The sequence below is a fragment of the Shewanella sp. ECSMB14102 genome (assembly GCF_000813075.1).
GTDB lineage: Bacteria > Pseudomonadota > Gammaproteobacteria > Enterobacterales > Shewanellaceae > Shewanella > Shewanella indica.
The window spans coordinates 81,328-99,499 of the sequence record NZ_JWGX01000018.1 but is presented as its reverse complement, the minus strand read 5'-3'; the positions used below and the strand labels follow the sequence as shown (position 1 = coordinate 99,499).

Here is an 18,172-nt window from a genome sequence, read left to right as displayed (position 1 = left end):
CTTACAAACACCCGACCTTGTGCAACAGCGCCCGGGTTTCAGCCATGGGCAGGCCCACTACCGCCGAATAACTGCCTTCAATCTTGGCGACAAAGCTGCCACCCAACCCCTGAATGCCATAAGCTCCCGCCTTATCCATGGGCTCGCCCGAAGCAACATAGGCCTGAATATCGGCATCGCTCAAGTCGCAGAAGTACACTTGGGTGACCACCAAAGCCGTCTCAGTGCGCTTGCCATCGGTCAAGGCCACGGCGGTCATCACCTGATGACTGCGGCCACTCAAGCTCTTGAGCATGGCGCAGGCATCGGCCTTGTCCACGGGTTTACCCAAAATTCTGTCGCCCAATACCACTATAGTATCTGAGCCCAGCACTAGAGTATCTGAGCCCAGCACTAGAGTATCTGAGCCCAGCACTAGAGTATCAGACCCTTGCTGATGTTCAGGGTTCCCGTGCCACAGGGCTAAGCCCGCTGCCGCCTTCTCTTCGGCCAAACGGCTGACAAACTGTTGCGGGGTTTCCCCGGCTTGATGACTCTCATCGATATCGGCGGGCAGGATCTCAAAACCAAAGTTCGGATTTCCCAGCGCCAGCTGCGCCAAAAGCTCGCGGCGTCTGGGGGAGGCTGAGGCCAAAATCAGCGGCATATTAACGTACCTTGTAGTGGCGCCTGATGCGGCGCAGTATCCAGAAAACCCAGGGCCAAATAGCCAGGCTAGACAGGGAAGGCAGGAATAGCTCCAAGGTGAAATGCGCCCCCGAAACCACAAACTGGGCCCAGAAAATAATCAGATGATAGAAGCAGATCAGGCTGGCGATAACCAAAGACTGCTGCCACATGGGGAAGTTACGCAGCTTCTGAAAGTGCAGTACCACCACATAAATCACCAGGGAAATGGCCAGTGCGCGGATACCCAGGGTAGCTCCCAGTAGAATATCCAGCAGCACCCCCAACACCCAGGCGGTGAGAATATTGTATCTGTGGGGCAGTGCCACGGCCCAATAGATCATCACCAGCACCAGCCAATCGGGGCGCCAGGCGCTGAACATTTCCGGTACAGGCATGATCTGCAGCAGCATACCCAGCAGCAGGGTCAGCCATACCGCCAAACGGCCATTGGCATTTTCCAGGCTCATGATTCGGCTCCACTGTTGGCGTCGGTTGCAGCCGGCTCTTGTGACTCGGGCTTGGCGCCGGGATGGTCTTCAGGCCAGATAAGCAGCAGATAACGGATTCGGTCCAGCGCCGCCAGCGGCTGCGCCGTGACCTTGAGGTAACTCTGGCCATCGTCGCGGGAAACCGAAATCACCCGCGCCACCGGATAACCTTCCGGGAAGCGGTTGCCAAGCCCAGAAGTCACCAGCAAATCGCCGACCTTGATGTCAGTACTCTTGGCCACGTGTCTGAGTTCTATCTCATCGAGTTCGCCTATGCCGTTGGCTATCAGGCGCACATCGTTGCGGGTAATGCGCACCGGCAAGCCGTGTTTGGGGTCGGAGAGCAACAACACCCTGGCGGTGAGTTCGCTGACCTGCACCACTTGGCCGACAACCCCCTGGGCATCCACCACCGGCTGACCAACAAACACGCCGTTGCGGCTGCCGTGGTTGATCACCACATAATGATGGAAGGGGTCGCTGGCCACTTCCATCACCTCGGCCACCATCTTGCGCGAGTCCATATGCACCGGCGAGCCCAGCAGTTCGCGCAGGCGTTGGTTTTCCTGGCGCAGGTGTTCAAAACGCTGCAGTCTTTCGCTCATCAGCAGTTGCTGGCGCAAGAGTTCTTTGTTTTGCTGCTCCAGCATGTCACGGGTCGCCAGACTCTGGGCAGACCAATCCAGCAGCTCACCGGGCACGTTGGCCAGGTACTGTAGAGGGCTCAGTAAGGATGCCAGCGACTGTCTCGCAGGTTCGAGACGATCATTGGCAACCAGCAGGATCACCGACATGACCACTGCCAATGTCAACCTGAACTGATTTGAAATACCGCGAACAAAAATAGGCTTCATAGAAAAGCTAAGGCGGTAAGATACCGCCTGTGCTGGAAAGTATTAGTTTTCTTCTGAGAACAGGTCACCGCCGTGCATATCGATCATCTCCAGTGCTTTACCGCCGCCGCGGGCCACACAGGTAAGCGGATCTTCGGCAACCATCACAGGGATCCCGGTTTCCTGCATCAGCAGACGGTCCAGATCCCGCAGCAAGGCACCACCACCTGTGAGCACCATACCGCGCTCAGAGATGTCGGACGCCAACTCTGGAGGCGACTGCTCCAGTGCTACCATCACGGCACTGACAATGCCCGACAGCGGCTCTTGCAGCGCTTCGAGGATCTCATTGCTGTTCAGGGTAAAGCTTCTCGGTACCCCTTCGGCCAGATTACGGCCGCGCACTTCAATTTCCAGTACTTCATCGCCTGGATAAGCCGTGCCGATTGTGTGCTTGATACGTTCGGCTGTGGCTTCACCAATCAGGCTGCCGTAGTTGCGGCGCACATAGTTGATGATGGCATCGTCAAACTTGTCACCACCGATACGCACGGAAGAAGAGTAAACTACGCCGTTGAGCGAGATGATAGCCACTTCAGTGGTACCACCACCGATATCCACTACCATGGAGCCTGTGGCTTCGGAAACCGGCAAGCCGGCCCCTATGGCTGCTGCCATTGGCTCTTCAATCAGGTAAACCTCACGGGCGCCGGCGCCCATCGCTGACTCCTTGATCGCGCGGCGTTCAACCTGAGTGGCACCTACAGGCACACACACGAGTACCCGAGGGCTTGGGCGGAAAAAGCTGTTGTTGTGCACTTGCTTGATAAAGTGCTGCAGCATCTTCTCGGTCACATAGAAGTCGGCGATAACCCCATCTTTCATTGGGCGGATGGCCTGAATATTGCCGGGGGTACGTCCCAGCATCTGCTTCGCCTCAGTACCGACTGCGGCCACGGATTTCTGCCCAGAGCTGCTTCGTTCGCCACGGATGGCGACCACGGAAGGCTCATTCAATACAATGCCTTCTTCACGAACATAAATGAGAGTGTTAGCTGTACCCAAATCGATCGACAGATCGTTAGAAAAAATGCCACGCAGCTTCTTGAACATGTAACTAGCCTGTATTCTGTGGAGTCAGAAGAAATGAAAATCAGCTAACTTTATCAATGCCTCCGGCATTCCACAAGACTCGCGGGGTTAACATTCGCTAATCCGTGAGGGTTTTTGGCATATATCTGTAAAAGCTGTCGCAATGCGCTGAGATAAAGTTGCCAAAAGCTTGGATCATGCCAATCCCTTGACATGATTTGTGTGCTTATTAAGCAAAAAAGGTTTGCACCAACATAAAGAGCCCGGCCGACAAAACTATGGTCATAGGCAGTGTCAGTACCCAAGTCAACAGAATTTGTTTAATAGTGTTTTTCTGTACTCCGGAGCCATTGGCCACCATGGTGCCGGCCACGGCCGAAGACAGGATATGGGTGGTAGATACCGGCATGCCTGTCATACTGGCGATACCGATAGAACCGGCGGCGGTCAACTGCGCGGCTATCCCCTGACTGTAGGTCATGCCACCGTTACCAATTTTCTCGCCAACCGTGTGCACAATCCGGCGCCAGCCCACCATGGTGCCGCAACCCAAAGCCAGGGCAACGGCCACTATGACCCATAGCGGCGCATATTCGGTAATGGCGTTAAGCTGACCACGCCAATGTTTTAACTGACTGACTTCTGCAGCGGGCAATGGCTGCTTGGCCAATTTGCGGGTGCTGTCATCGATACAAAGGATCAGCTGCCTGGCTTGCCGGCGCTGTTCCTGAGTCAGCTGTTTAACCGTATTCCCTTGCTCAAGGAGCCTATCCAGGCTTTGCATCGAAGCGATGGCCGAGTCCTGACAGCGACTGTCGGCAGCGTGCTCACCCAGATTAGCCACCAGCAGCGGGTTGCGCTCGTACAGAGCCATGATGCGCCGGTTGGCATCTTGAGCCTTATCCATATCGAAGCTTTGACTGTTCAAGTCCAGGGCAAAATAACCCGGCGCCATGCAGATAAGCACCAACATCACCAGACCTATGCCCTTCTGACCATCGTTGGAGCCATGGGCGAAACTGACCCCCATGGCCGAGGCTATCAAGGTAATCCGGGCCCAGAATGGCGGGTGCTTCTTGCCATTGACCGCCATCTGCTCTGCCGGAGTGCGATGTAGCTTGGGCTTACGCCAGATACGCTTCATCACCAACAACAAAATCGCCGCCAGAATAAAGCCCAGGGTTGGAGACAAGAGCAAGGAGAGCATGATATCTATCGCCTTGCCGGTATTGACTCCATCCAGCGGCGATTGACCGTTGAGCCAGGCATAGGCACCACCGACCCCCATGATGGAGCCTATCAGAGTGTGGGAGCTGGAGGCAGGAATACCGAAGAACCAGGTACCCAAATTCCAGACGATGGCCGAGAACAGCAGGGAGAACACCAGCAACAGGCCTTGGGAGGAGTCCATGTCCAGCAAGAGCCCGACCGGCAGCAGATGCACTATGGCGTAAGCCACACCGAGCCCCCCAAGCAACACCCCGGCAAAGTTGAACAGCGCCGAAGTCAATACCGCGCCTCTGGCCGGCATGGCATTGGTATAAATCACAGTGGCTACCGCATTGGCGGTGTCGTGGAAGCCATTGATAAACTCGTATGCCAACACAAAAAGTACAGCCAGGATCAGCCCCAAAGACCAGATCCACCCCAAACCCGCAAGCGCTTCCAACATAATTTAATCAGCCAAATACAGCAGAGGCTGTCGATTATGCTCAATGTGAGTTGAAGACAAAGTTAAATTATCTACATCTTGGCGCTTTAGTGAGTTGCTTCACACTGTGGTGATTCGGCTTCAGTTAACTTCCCGCCAACTGATGATCCTGTCGTTGCCGCGATAACGGCCAAAGAAGGCACTGGCTCTGGGGTCGCTCAGTGTGCCGTCATTGAGGCCATTCCAATTCCAGTACCACTGCAACCATTCAGGCGTCTTGAGCGGCGCCGTCACCTTGCCGCGATAGCCGGAGCTTCCAAGCGCACGCCACAAGAGTTCAAACTCGCCGCCAAAGGCAGTAACTGTGTTGCCGCCGCCGGCGAAGCGGCTAATATTCTGCCCGGCACTGAGCGCAGGTTCATAGTGGTAACCCAGGGTGAGTTGATCCTGTTGATATTCAAGTGGCGTGTTGAACACACTGCAGTTATCCAGTTCGTTCAAACGCCAGCCACTGCCATCCCAATACTCTGTCCTCGCCGCCATGCTCAAGATTTGGGTTTCCGGGCCAAAGGTATTGTCCAACAGCAAACGCCCATGGCGCATATTTTGGCTACCAAGACGTACGGCGCTGCAGCTGCCTGCCACAGAGCAGTCACCACTGAAATCGCTTTGCATATTGCTGTCCAGCAGCTCGGCAATCTTGTCCGGATCCTGAATTTCCAGGCCGATATCCAAAAGCGGGAAAGGCCCATCTGTTGCAACCGGGTCCTTGCGGGCAAACTTGAGTTGCCCTTGGAACTCAGCCAGGCCATCCACCCAGGTATCTGAAGTAATCTCGCCCCCCGAAACCCGGCTGTCCAACGCCACTCCGTCGAATTGATTGGCTGCCTGATAACGGCTGTAAGCCTTGGCAAAATCACCGACATAATTTTGAGTCACTTGCCTATCCAGTGCCAAGGCGCTGACTTTATAACTGACTTCAAATGGCTGATCCATATAACTGAAACCATTGCAGGCCGGCAGCAAACTGGCTTCATCGACTCGGAAAAAGGCCGGCACAAAACGCCCGACTGGCATTATGGTTTTGCCGCTAGGTCCCTGCCAATAAGCGCTGCCCACCAAACTCGGGAAGGCCACACTGCCCTCGTAGGGCAAGGGCGCTGTAACGCCGAATTCAAACACCCCAACCTCACTGACCGCCTGAGCGAGCCGGTTATTCTCAGGCGTTTGCTGGCGCAGATGATCATACTGCTGCAGCTGCAGTTCACCGGGTTGACCTGAAGCCGGTGCAATCAGCTTATGCCATAAAGAGAGACCTGCCTGTTGATAGGAAGGTGTAGTGAGGTTTTTACAGAGATCGGCATTACCATTATCCGCCCAGGCTTTGGCGCTGATGCTGAGTGGGAAATTTTCCTGCGCCCGCCGAAAAGGCGCACAGGAGGCATCCGCGGCCTGGCAGTATTGCTCGACCTCGACACAGAATCCCAACGGGAAGCTGACAAAATCATCGGCGCCGTGCATCACCAGCCCGGCATCCCCTTCGCTGGTCGTTCCAGTATAGAGGGTGTTTAACTCGACCCGACCGGCATCAGCATAATTGATATCGATTCGGCTTTGACCTTGACTGTCGAAGGCCAGGGTCAGCGGCGTGGCGGCAGCTTGATTGTTGCCTATATCCTGCCAGCTCAGGGCGCCTGTCGGTTTCAGTTGCACCTTGGGTGAACCGACGACTGCCGACAGCGCCTCACTCCAGAACGAAAGCGTCTTGTTGGTACTGGCAAAGGCCGGTACACACTGGGCTGTGCCATCTGACTTCATCGCCTTAACAAGCACTCCCGTCTCTGGCTTGTTGGCCAGCTTATCTGCCACATCAAAGATGAAACCACTCTCGGCAAAACTCAGGCGACAGGCGGCCGAACTCAAGGGGCCGCTGCCACTTCGGCACAGGGTATCACTGCCGGGGCGGGTGGCCGGAGTCGAGGAGGAAACCCCCAGTGTCAGCGGCGTTTGATCAAACTTTTGCAGTTGAATTTGGGTACTGCCGCCATTGAAAGTCACCGAACTTGCCGGCAACCAACGGCCGTTACTGACAGGATTCGGGCTCAAATTGGCGGTGACAGTACCTGTGAAGAGCTCTGAGCAGCTGGCATTTTTACAGGCCCTCAAGGTGATGGGTTCGGCGCGACAGGTAAAAGGCGCGCTGCTGTAATCAAACTCAAAATGATGCACCTGCTCGCCCACGGGTTTTGACTCCAGGGCACAAACCTGGAAATTGTCTATCTCATGGTTGTTGTTAGCATCACCGGTAGAGCCGGTAAGCGACAGGTAAAAATCTGTCGGCACACGGCTTTGTCCAGGAAAGTTACGGGCATTGAAAGGGCTCACCAGAGTTTGGTAACCGGCACCTGTATCTCGCTCAACAGACACCATGGCCATATTTGCCTGACGGGAATCTACAGTAATCTTATACTTGTGCCCCGGCGCAGGAGACTGAGAGCCTCGAACATCAATACCGGGACTGATAGAATCTTCCGTCCCCTTCAGGTAACGATAAGAACCTGCCTCTGAACCACGAATAGAAACAGATTGTCGAATCTCCCCCGGGCCATCGACACGCCCTTCTGTGGGGTTGGAAAAGTTACCGTACTCATCCAGAGCGACCCCCAACCAGCCTCCGGCAAAGCCCGGGGTGCCATCATTACGCTGGGCATAACCCAAGGCGCCACCAAAACTGCCCGGCTGCGGCGTCACGGCGGCATCCGAGAGAATCACCGCCACTCCATCACCGCCGGTACCACCCTGGGGCGACCAGGCGTAATAATCAAATTCAACTGTTACCAGATTGCCTTCAGCCGGAAACAAGCGCTGATAGGTACTGGAGGTTGCCTGATTGCCCCGGGCAGGAGTCAAACGCAGACGTCCGCCCACTATGCTGGGCGGCACTGAATTGCCCAGCACCTTGATGGCCCAAGCATCTGCCGATAGGGAAGCCGAGCTGAAGTCATCGCTGAAACACCCCAGCACTGGCGTTTGGTCATTGCCGCACATGCCGCCAAAATCGGCGTCATCGACTGCACCGAGGTCGATATTTACATCCGAGTTGCCCTTGATATCCAATGCCCCGCCGGAAGCCAGGGCACCACTGAGGGAAGCCCCACCGGCCACTTTGACCGAGCCCGCCACATAGATAATGGCATTCACTGTGTTTTGCCCGGTGATATCCAACGAGCCACGCACATAGATGATCAGGTTCTCAGCCTTTCCTCCTGGGTTCAGGGTGGCATTATTCAGAGTCAAACTATCGAAATAGAGCCTGGTCGTGGTCGTGGTTGGATACAAAAAACGGCCATGAAAAAAACTGCCATGACTAAAATTAATATCGCCGGCCGCCAGGGGCTGACTACAAAACGTGCCGTTATAAGGACAATGCAGCACCCCCTGCGTTGGAGGCAGATTGGGGGGCGGAACAAAACCGTCATTTAGATGGTTACCACTAGGCGGATCGGTAAAAATATCACTGCAAAGAGGCACGGCAAAGGCCGCCATAGGCCAAGCGCCAAGCAAGATCCCGAGTAACAGCAGTATGCGACTATTCACGGGCTTCCACCTCCACAACCCGACTTACCCTCAGACATTGGCTGTCTGCTACCGCTGCCGCGCCGCAACTGCCGCTCTCGCATACCGCAGTGCTGCGGATACGATACAACTTGGCACTGCCCGGGCTGGCATCCTGGCTTAAGGTCTCGCAACTGAGCTGGACATTACAGCCATGAAACCCGGTCACATCCGGCGCTGTCCAACTTGAGCCCACGGCGACGCAACCGGCAGTGCCGCCGCTTAAGGGGAACAGCCTGGCCAGGGCCGCATCGGCGCCGCTGTTGGCAGCATTGAGCGCCCTTAAGCCCCAGACTTCCAGGTTAACGCCCTCGTCGGCGTCGCCGCCAACCCGCAACAGAGTCACCGCCAACAGCGACATCACCAATATTACAAAGATGGCTATCACCAAGGCGCTGCCGCCCTGATGCTTTTGCGCATAACAGTGATAATTTCGACTAGGGAACATTGATCACCTGCACTTGATGTTGATACTGAAACTTTTCACCGACAACAGCAAACTGCGGCTGCAACTGTACTATGGCGTTGTTAACCAGAGTCGCAGGCAGCAAACGCACCGCCGGGTTGGTGGCTATATCATTACTCAAGCCTTCGGCCATCAAGGCTCCCGTGCCCATGGTATCGGGCAGAGGCTGACCGGCATGATAACCATAGTGGCTATAACGGCGAATGCTGCCATCTGCCTGAGAAAAACAGTAGCTGACAGGTTGCCCGGCCACATAAAAGCGCTTCGCCGGTGAAGCTTCGGCAAAGTTAACCGCGGCGGCAAACTGCAAGGTCAGCAGTGAGCCGTTGGCAGTGACCTTGTCTATAGCGTGACGCTTGTTGCTGCCACTGCCATAAATCTCCGCATGGGTCAGCGGGTACACCAGCAATTGTTCACCGGCCGAAACCGCCGTTGCCGGCGCAAACACTGTGGCAGTGTCCGTCTGGACATCCGGCGCCAAAGGCAATGACAGATAGCTGCCGCTGGCACTGATAGACAGAAACTCCAAACACTGCTGCTGAGAGCTCGACTGCAGCCTAAGGCTGGAAGGCACTGCATTACGCAGCTCACGGTTCAGGCGTTCCATCACGAAACGACTGCTGCCCAACACTCGGTCGATAGCGGTCGAATCCACAAAGATACGGGTACCAAAGATAATAAAGCTGCTGACACCGACCACCAGAATGCCCAGGATGAGTATCACAGTGACCAATTCCACCAAGGTAAAGCCCTTGGTAGAGCCCAGGCCTTTGGTCTGTATTAATCCTTTTCCCTGCCTGCAGCGCATCAGAAATTACTCCTCAGCACGTCGTAACGGATAGCCTCGCCCGCAGGGGTAGTTACCGTGACAGTCACCAGCTTGCTGTTGGCTTGATACTGGGATACCTGGACGCTGAGACTGTACCCCGGATAGAGACTCAGGTAACTCAGGCTGGAATTAAGCATCAGGCTCTGCTCGTTAAGACCGTGGTAATCGTCGATATCGTCAAATTGATCCCGACTCTCACCATCCGGGCCATAATCGCTAACCCGGGTACAAGTGACACCGCCCAAACCGTTACAGGCGGGCAGGCCACCATTTACGCCGCTATGTTCATCATAACGCTTGCCCCAGATTTCATTGATCACAGCCTGAGCCAACTCGGCGCTGCGCACTCTATGCAGGGTCTGCGCCGCATGATCGCTTTGGGGAAACAGCACGCTGGTCAGCAGCACCAGGGCGATACCGAGCACCAACATGCCGATCACCAGCTCTATCAGGGTGAATCCCCGCGCTTTAGCCCTCATGGATATAGCCCTCGGACTCTATGGCGATAGTCAGGGTTTCATCGGCGACCACTGAGAGGCAGGCGCCATTGCAGGCAAGGTTGGTGCGGCCCAAAGCATCAAACTGGATCTGAAAACTGTCAGCGCCGTTACTTTGAAGCAGTATCCGGGTATTACGCGGCAAGCTTTCGGCGCTATTACTGCGGATAAGGGTCGCGCAATCCTGGGTCAAGTGGCTGAGTTGATAAGCGCCGCTGCTGATAGTGAGTCGATAACAGCGGTCGGGATTATTGAGAGCCAACATCTGGGTCTTTTGCAGCTCGGCAATCAATTCCTGTCGCAGCGTCCAGGCGCTGTAACTGCTGGAGGATACCAATTTGGGCAGCACCACGACGGAAAGTATGGCCAGCAACATGATAGTCACTACCAACTCCACCAGAGTAAATCCCCGGGTGCCTGTCCCCTTGGTCACAGCCATATGATTTCCCGCCAATTCCATACTCAGTCAAGTATGGCAAATAAGCCCAATAGTTTGAATCCTGACGTAAAAAAGGCCTGCTTGGCAGGCCTTTTCAGCTACAGGCTATTAGCAGTTGGTATCCACGATCTCATATACGGGCAATGAGTTCCTGGTAGCTTCCGAATACTCAACAAAGCATTTATAAGTGTCTGAAGGCGTTGTTCCCTTACGATAAATGATCACATCAGCAGCACTGACATTGGCTGCGCTGGGAGCTGCGATAACCCAGTCCCCGCTGGAGGTGGTATCTGCTTCCAGAATCTTGAGAATATTGGTTGCATCAGCCTTCACATATCCATATACAGCAGTGATATCCGCACTATCATCCCCTGTCAGATCAACATTGTCACCATTGCTACCGTCGTCTTTTTCTTTACCTTGAATAGCAGCTTTCGAATAGAGCAAGGAATTACCGCCCTGTAACGCTGCTTTCATACCAGAAAGAGTTGACTTGGTTGCATCTGATTGCAGATTCAAAAACTTAGGCGCTGCGGTGACAGCCAAGATCCCCAAAATGATAATCACCACCACTAATTCTATTAGCGTAAAACCTTGTTGTTTATTCATTTTCTATCCCTTTCAAATTAGCAATCTGTACCTGTTACCACATACTTTGGCAACGAAGTTACTGTGGCTGGGGTGTAGTTAATACGACAGGCCTCACTGCCTTTCTTACCCTTGGGGACAATAATGAAAGAAGTTTCACTGACATAGATCACCCCAAAGTCTTCAGTTGCAACGGTATCTGTTCCGGTAATAGCCTCGAAAGTATTGTCCATGGCTTTTTCCAGATTGGTTTTCACTGTGGTGGAATTGGTCGCACTATTCAAATATCCAAAATCCACAGTAACACTAATATCACTGTTACCACTCTTGCCAATGACAACACTCTCACCCGCAGTTTTACCTTGACCGGCAATAACAGCCTTGGAATACACCATGGCATTGGCTCCCTGAAGTGCCGCTTTCATTCCCTGGAGAGTGGACTCCCTGGCATCGGATTGCAGATTGATAAACTTGGGCGCTGCTACCACAGCTAAAATACCGAGAATGATGATCACCACCACCAATTCTATCAAGGTGAAACCTTGTTGTTTTCGCATCGCGCTTTCCTTTGGTTCAAAAAATACAATTCAATCAGTTGCTGAAACTCAAGACCTGGCCGGTTCCCGGGTTATAGGTAATACCCTTGGCGCCTGTGGTGTTGAGATCCGGCGCCGGTGTTGCCACACCTGAACTTTGGTTCAGTGCCAATGATGCCACCTGATGGTAAACACAGAGATCCAGCCCGGTTATTAAAGTACCGTCAATAGCTGTAGCACTTACACCTGCACCATCCAGGGCTCTGACGGTATAACGTTGTTCTCTGGCGTCAGCGGTATAGAGCACATTCTTAGGCGCACTCTGCAGTACTGTGTTGAATACTTGCTGGCAACTGGCATCATCCATGGAAGTGGCCGAAGTATTGCCAGTGCCGGTTGGATAACCGAAACGGGTGTCCAAAGACACGGAAATACCATCGAGGAGCACTGACGTATTACGGCGACCATCAACCTCCCATTGGGAGCGTACAAAACTCACCGCCGTAGCCAGGCCGCCCGTCACGCCTTCGAGGCTGGCATCCTCGGCATCATCTGTCACATTCAAAAAACGCGGAATAGCAGTTGCGGCCAGCAGGCCCAGGATAACTATTACTATCACCAACTCGATTAACGAGAAGCCTTGCATCTGTCGTTTCATCTAGGTTTCCTCCACCTGTTCGCCATGGATATTAGCAGCTCCGTTAAGATAAAAAACCATTTAGTCAATAATCTGTATTTGACGTCAAAAAAATGACCCTTCCAGTGTCCAACTGATAGCTCAGACTGTCACCGGCAGGGCTCAGATAACGGCAGCTTTGATCCCGGTTGATAAACTGAGCTTGAATCACCGCCTTATCCGGTAGACCTCCCAGAAGCTGCTGCCAAAGCACCTCGCAGCCTTTGTCATTCCGGCTGGGTGCCTGTGGCCAACCGGCCTGATTCATTGCCAATGGACTAGGTTGCACCTCGTGATCCAATGTGTGCCAATCCAATTGCATCTGTTCAGGGCGCCCCAAACGCAACCACTGGGATCTCACCATGGCCAATACATTCAGCAACCTGTGGTGTTCAAGCTGCAGCCCTCTGGCCGATACCTTGTCCACAGCAGAAAAATAACGCATTCCCAACACCGCCAAAATAATCAGCAAAATCAACAGCGCCGCCAGACTGGCAAAGGTTCGCAGCAGATCTTCCTCAGCCTGATGCTGGCTTGGCATCAGCCGCCTCCCTTGACCACATTGAGCATGTCCCACATAGGCAGATAAATACCCAGCGCCAGGATTAACACGACAACTGCCACTATGCCGATCAAAATAGGTTCCAGCCTGGCGGTGAGGTTCTTGAGGTCATAATCTACCTCACCCTCATAAAAATCGGCGGCATCATTGAGTAGCTGATCTATGCGGCCGGTTTCCTCCCCAACCGCCACCATCTGCAACACCAGAGGCGTAAACAACTGACTCTGATTGGAAACCCTCAGCATAGATTCCCCCGCTTCGACCCCGCGGCGCATGTTGACGATTCTGTCGTGCATATAACTGTTATCCACAGCGTCGGCCACCAAGCTGAGCGCCTGAGTCATGGGCACCCCGGCGCTCAACATCATGGCGAAACTACGGCAATAACGAGCCAGGGTCGAGCGCTCTATGATGGAACCCACCGCCGGAATATGCAGCTTCCAGCGATCCCACTGCTTTTCCCCCTGCTCGGTTTTGTGCCAATAACTCACCCCGAGTACAGTTACCACCAGCGCCACCAGCATCAAGGGCCAATAATTGACAAACAGGTTGGAAGTACCGATAAGCAACCGGGTCGCCCAGGGTAATTCTGCACCGAAGCGGGAAAACATTTCGGCGAACTTGGGGATCACCATAATATTGAGGATCACCAGTGCCAGCACCACCGCCAACAGAACAAACATGGGGTAACGCATGGCAGATTTGATCCGTCTGCGGGTTTCCTGCTCCCGCTCGATATAACCGGACAACTGCAAAAAGGCATCTTCCAGTTTGCCGGTGTTTTCTCCCACATGCACCATGGAGACGAACAAGGCGTCGAACACGTCCGGATGATGGTTCATCGCCGACGACAGCGGCCGCCCGGCGGTCAACTGCTCTGAGACATCCTGCAACGCCTCTTTCATCCGCTTGGAGTGGGTGGTCTCCGCCAGCCCGGCAATGGCGCGCAGAATAGGAATGCCGGAGCGGGTCAGGGAATACATCTGCCGAGTAAAGATCTGCAGCTCATCCAGACTGACTCTGCGTTTGAGTAGGCCCTTGAGGCTAAGATCCCGGCCCGCTTTGACCTCATTGAGTTCCAGCGGGATCACGGCTCTGGCCAGCAGTTGATCGGCCGCCGCACTCTCGGAGGCGGCATCCAGCTGCCCTTTTACCTGTTCACCGCCGGCATCCCGGCCCCGATAGGCATAAAGCGGCATAATCAGACCTCATCCCTAGCCATCATCTCGGCTGCCAACGGCACCTGAGCTTCAGAGACATCTTCCACCAACTTGGCGACCTCTTCTATGGTTGTCAGGCCAGAGTGCAAATATGCCAGTGCCGATTCAGCCAGCGGGGTAAACTGCTCGCTGGCGTAAGCAGCGCGGGCAAATTCATGGGGATTACCGCTGCGCATAGCCTCTATCATGGTTTCATCCAGTTCGAGGATCTCAAATACCCCAATACGACCGCGATAACCTGTGCCGGAGCAGCTTTGACACCCTGTGCCCACTCTGAGCCTGGCATCGGAAAAGTCGCGCTTGCTGATGCTCTGGAGCCAGACCCTGTCCTGCGGCGTGAGTTGATAATCTGTGGCGCAGTTCTTACACACCCGCCGCACCAGGCGCTGGGCGATAATGACTCTAAGGGCACTGGCCACTAAATAACTGGCCGCCCCCATATCGAGCAAACGCAGGGCGCTGGTAATGGCATCATTGGTGTGCAGGGTCGAGAGCACAAAGTGACCTGTCAGGGCACCACGCAAGCCGATTTCGACTGTTTCCTGATCCCGCATCTCCCCCACCATTATGATGTCGGGGTCCTGGCGCAGGGTGGTGCGCAGTACGTTGGAAAAATCCAGGCCTATCTTGTGATTGACCTGTACCTGGTTGATCCGCGGCAGTTGATATTCCACCGGATCTTCCACGGTAATAATCTTACTCTCAGCCTTGTTCAGTTCACTGAGAATGCCATAAAGTGTAGTGGTCTTGCCCGAACCTGTAGGGCCTGTGACCAACAACATGCCGTGGGGGCGTTTTATCTGCCGCCGTACCCGCTCGAGAATATGCGGCGGCATCCCGGTTTCATTCAGGGTCAAGAGGCCGGCCGATTGGTCCAACAGTCGCATCACCACAGACTCACCGTGATAGATGGGCATGGTAGACATACGCACATCTATCTGATGACCTTTGATTTCAATATGAAAACGGCCATCCTGGGGCAAACGTTTTTCCGAGATATCCAAGCCGGCCATCAGCTTGAGCCTAAGCACCAGCGCCGCGGCAATATTGACCTCTTTGAGCACGTTTTCCTGCAACAGACCATCCACCCGCTGGCGGATCCTGAGCGACTTGTCGCCGGGTTCAATGTGAATGTCCGAGGCGCGGATCTGCACCGCATCCTCGAAAATCGACTGCAACAACTTAACCACTGTGGTCTCGTTGTCGCTGTCGGCTTCGGTCAAACTGGCGAGATCGAACTGATCATCGGCAGCGTATTCCTCCTCCAACTTACCGGCCATCTGGGCAATGTGGCCGGTGCGGCGATAGAGGTTGTCAAAAGCATCAAACAGCTGTTGCTCCTTGACCACCGCCAGTTTCAGGCGTCTTGGCGCCAACAGCACATCCAGTTCATCCAACGCCTGCAGATCGGCCGGATCGCTCATAGCCACCAGCACGGAGTCCTTGTCGGCCTCAATCACCAAGGCTCGAAAACGCCGGGCCTGCACTTCGGACAAGAGGTTGACTACCTCAGCAGGAATGGGGCGCTTGCTGATATCGATAAAGGGAATATTCAACTGATGAGAGAGAAACTGCAGCAGCTGTTCCTCGCTGATAAAGTCCATGTCTATCAGGGTGCGTCCCAGCTTGCGGCCGGTTTGTTTTTGTTGTGACAGCGCGTTTTGCAGCTGCACCTCGCTGATAATCTGTTCCTGTACCAGGAGATCACCGAGGCGCATTTTTAACTTGGGTTTCACTGGCGGCCTCCTATCTGGGCGAGTCGGTTTTCTATGTAATCACGGGCATCCGCGGACAAGCCCTGGCGCTTGAGAGCTTCCTGATAACTGGCCTTGGCGGCGTCATAATCGCCACTTGCATCCTGGGCATAGGCCAGCCCCAACCACCAGCGTCCCTGAGAGGCATCCTGCTGAATTAGGCTAAGATAACTTTGCTGTACCAAGGGCCAATCTTTGAGGCTTTGACCTATTTCTGCCTGCAGCAGCCATTTCTCGCGGCCAAGCTCGCTGCCATCGGCTACCTGTTGCAAACTGGCAAGAGCCAGAGGCAACTCGCTGCGAGCCTTTTGCACCCGGGCCAGCAACAACCAAAACACAGGTTGCTGCGGATAACGCTCGGCGCCTTGACGCAGCAGTACTGCCGCCTTGTCCAATTCGCCGCGGCCATAAAACAGCGCCGCCAGCTCCTGACGGGCACTGTGGTTGGCATCATTCGAGCGTAAGGCTTCGGCATAGGCCGACATTGCCTTGTCAATCTGGCCCAGTTCCTTGGCCTGCAGTCCCTGTTGTAACTTTTTCTGCGACAGCTCCGCCGGGGTCAGAGAAACCTGAGTCACGCTCATTTTCGTCTGGCTTGGTTTAGCAGCCGCTGATCTGGATTGGGTTATCCGGCCACTCTCATTGGAGCTGGGCTTCTGCTCCAAGCCTGACTTTTCATTGCGACCGGGTGTTTTTATTTGTACTGACTGAGATGGCTCTTGTACAGCCTCCTGTCCGAGCGGCTCTGCCTTGGCTGCCCAGCGTTCGGTTGCTGTGCTGGTTTCAAGGCTGTCATCGGCTAGGTTTGAGTTTAAGCTGCCTGTTTCTGAGCCATACATTTCAGTTTTTTTTATTTCAAAGTCGTTCGTTTCAGAGCTTTTTGTTTCAAAGGCTGAGCCTTGAGCATTCAAGCCTGCATTAGAACCTTTGGGTTGTTCACTTGGAGCCATACTCTTGCTGGGCAGTTGCAGCGCCGAGATCTGCGCCTCAGGCTCCAAATTTAATCTATCACTGCCATCGGCAGCGCTTGAAACTGCCCTCGGCTGTGGCCGATTTCGGCCCGTGGGCCCAGGCTCATAAGGCACAGTCTGCGATGGCTCGGCTCGGTTGCCACTAAAGTTTTGAGTTTGATTTTGGGTTTGGGATGAGCTTGAGTTGTCATCACCCAGATAACCGCCCAACCATAACCCCAGCGCCAACAGAGAGATGCCAAGCAGCGTGCCTCCCAGCAGCAACCACCAGGGGTTGGCCGCCGCGTGACTGGTCTGCCCCGCCGGCACATGAGCTAAGTTGTGCGGCTGCTGGCGTTTATCCAGATCTTTGAGCATCTGATTGACCACGCTCATAGTCCGGCTCCCTTCATGGCATAAACCCCGACCGAGGCGCCGACTGAAGCAAGGAGCAGCACCAGAGTCGGCCAAAACCAACGCCAGTTGCCAGGATGAGAAGCATCTTCGGTATCCTTGATGGCGCCCTTGATATGCGTAGACGTCACTTGCTGTTTACCTTCACCGAAACAGAGCAGCAGCGCCTTGTGCGCCAAAATATTCACCAATCTGGGGATCCCTCTGGCGGCAATGGCAATACGCTTACTGTCTGCGGCGCTGAATAACGCCGGTCCCTGATAGCCGGCCACTGCCAATCTGTGGCGCAGATAGGCGTAGACTTCATCCCGGGTCAGCGGCCGCAAGCGATAGCTGAAAGTGATCCTCTGGCGTAACTGGCGAAACTCTTGCTGCGCCAAGCGCGCATCAAGCTCGGGCTGGCCGAAGATCACCACTTGCAGCAGCTTGCGACTCTCGGTTTCCAGATTGGTCAACAGCCGCAAGGCTTCCAGGCTCTCATCCGGCAGAGCTTGGGCTTCATCAAGCAGCAAAACAATATTAAGCCCCTGAACACTGAGCGCCAGCAGCTGCTGCTGAATAAGGCCACTGAGTTGCTGCTGATCTTTAATCTCATTCACAGCAATTCCCAGCTCTTCGGCAATCGCCAGCCTGAGTTCTGCCGGTGTCAAATAAGGATTGGGCAACCAGGCGCAGCGAAACTGTTGCGGCAGCTCGTTGAGCAGTTTACGGCACAGCAAAGTTTTGCCGGTTCCCACCTCGCCGGTGACCTTGATAAAACCTTCACCGGTTTGCAGCGCCACCTGCAATACTTGCAAGGCCTCCACATGGGGAGCCAACCCCAGGAAAAAACCTGTATTGGGGGTCAGGGCAAAAGGCATGCTCTGCATGCCAAAATGCTGCAGATACATAGT

At 54.5% G+C, this 18,172-nt stretch carries 18 protein-coding genes; all 18 read right to left on the bottom strand.

The window, feature by feature from the left end; all coding sequences use genetic code 11:
• Position 1: 1 nt before the first annotated feature.
• On the bottom strand, positions 2-646 hold the full coding sequence (locus tag RC73_RS07690; RefSeq protein ID WP_039034092.1) for a Maf family protein: 645 nt from the start codon (positions 644-646) through the stop codon (positions 2-4).
• A 1-nt stretch (position 647) separates the two neighbouring features.
• Positions 648-1,136: a rod shape-determining protein MreD gene (gene mreD, locus RC73_RS07685; protein WP_039034091.1), complete on the bottom strand. Its 489-nt coding sequence runs from the start codon at positions 1,134-1,136 to the stop codon at positions 648-650.
• Positions 1,133-2,011, bottom strand: coding sequence for a rod shape-determining protein MreC (mreC, locus tag RC73_RS07680; protein ID WP_039034090.1), 879 nt, complete (start codon positions 2,009-2,011; stop codon positions 1,133-1,135). The genes mreD and mreC overlap by 4 nt, the downstream gene beginning before the upstream one ends.
• Before the next feature lie 42 nt (positions 2,012-2,053).
• Positions 2,054-3,103, bottom strand: coding sequence for a rod shape-determining protein (locus tag RC73_RS07675; protein ID WP_025011854.1), 1,050 nt, complete (start codon positions 3,101-3,103; stop codon positions 2,054-2,056).
• Positions 3,104-3,311: 208 nt separating this feature from the next.
• Entirely contained in the window at positions 3,312-4,754 is a 1,443-nt protein-coding gene (locus tag RC73_RS07670) for an inorganic phosphate transporter (protein ID WP_039034089.1), read from the bottom strand.
• A 120-nt stretch (positions 4,755-4,874) separates the two neighbouring features.
• A complete protein-coding gene (locus tag RC73_RS07665; RefSeq protein WP_052248057.1) occupies positions 4,875-8,330 on the bottom strand; it encodes a DUF6701 domain-containing protein in 3,456 nt (1,151 codons plus the stop codon).
• Complete coding sequence (locus RC73_RS07660; RefSeq protein WP_039034088.1) at positions 8,323-8,796, bottom strand: hypothetical protein; 474 nt, start codon at positions 8,794-8,796, stop codon at positions 8,323-8,325. The genes RC73_RS07665 and RC73_RS07660 overlap by 8 nt, the downstream gene beginning before the upstream one ends.
• Positions 8,786-9,622 carry a PilW family protein gene (locus RC73_RS07655; protein WP_052248056.1) on the bottom strand — a complete coding sequence of 279 codons (837 nt, stop codon included), beginning with the start codon at positions 9,620-9,622 and terminating at the stop codon, positions 8,786-8,788. The genes RC73_RS07660 and RC73_RS07655 overlap by 11 nt, the downstream gene beginning before the upstream one ends.
• Positions 9,622-10,122 (bottom strand): type IV pilus modification PilV family protein, encoded by a 501-nt coding sequence (locus RC73_RS07650; RefSeq protein WP_039034087.1) that lies wholly within the window; start codon positions 10,120-10,122, stop codon positions 9,622-9,624. Before RC73_RS07650 ends, RC73_RS07655 begins: the two co-directional genes overlap by 1 nt.
• The gene (locus RC73_RS07645; protein WP_039034086.1) at positions 10,112-10,579 is read right to left on the bottom strand and encodes a pilus assembly FimT family protein; all 468 of its coding nucleotides are present in this window, start codon (positions 10,577-10,579) and stop codon (positions 10,112-10,114) included. The genes RC73_RS07650 and RC73_RS07645 overlap by 11 nt, the downstream gene beginning before the upstream one ends.
• 108 nt (positions 10,580-10,687) lie before the next feature.
• Entirely contained in the window at positions 10,688-11,188 is a 501-nt protein-coding gene (locus RC73_RS07640) for a type II secretion system protein (protein WP_039034085.1), read from the bottom strand.
• 17 nt (positions 11,189-11,205) lie between these two features.
• On the bottom strand, positions 11,206-11,724 hold the full coding sequence (locus RC73_RS07635; protein ID WP_039034084.1) for a type II secretion system protein: 519 nt from the start codon (positions 11,722-11,724) through the stop codon (positions 11,206-11,208).
• A gap of 34 nt (positions 11,725-11,758) precedes the next feature.
• Positions 11,759-12,361 carry a pilus assembly FimT family protein gene (locus RC73_RS07630; protein ID WP_039034083.1) on the bottom strand — a complete coding sequence of 201 codons (603 nt, stop codon included), beginning with the start codon at positions 12,359-12,361 and terminating at the stop codon, positions 11,759-11,761.
• A 64-nt stretch (positions 12,362-12,425) separates the two neighbouring features.
• Positions 12,426-12,920, bottom strand: a complete 495-nt coding sequence (locus RC73_RS07625) for a hypothetical protein (RefSeq protein WP_039034082.1) — start codon at positions 12,918-12,920, stop codon at positions 12,426-12,428.
• Positions 12,920-14,140, bottom strand: a complete 1,221-nt coding sequence (locus tag RC73_RS07620; protein WP_039034081.1) for a type II secretion system F family protein — start codon at positions 14,138-14,140, stop codon at positions 12,920-12,922. The genes RC73_RS07625 and RC73_RS07620 overlap by 1 nt, the downstream gene beginning before the upstream one ends.
• Before the next feature lie 2 nt (positions 14,141-14,142).
• Complete coding sequence (locus tag RC73_RS07615) at positions 14,143-15,897, bottom strand: GspE/PulE family protein (protein ID WP_039034080.1); 1,755 nt, start codon at positions 15,895-15,897, stop codon at positions 14,143-14,145.
• Positions 15,894-17,261, bottom strand: coding sequence for a tetratricopeptide repeat protein (locus tag RC73_RS07610; RefSeq protein WP_039034079.1), 1,368 nt, complete (start codon positions 17,259-17,261; stop codon positions 15,894-15,896). The genes RC73_RS07615 and RC73_RS07610 overlap by 4 nt, the downstream gene beginning before the upstream one ends.
• A complete protein-coding gene (locus RC73_RS07605) occupies positions 17,258-18,169 on the bottom strand; it encodes an ExeA family protein (protein WP_039034078.1) in 912 nt (303 codons plus the stop codon). Before RC73_RS07605 ends, RC73_RS07610 begins: the two co-directional genes overlap by 4 nt.
• Positions 18,170-18,172: the final 3 nt, after the last annotated feature.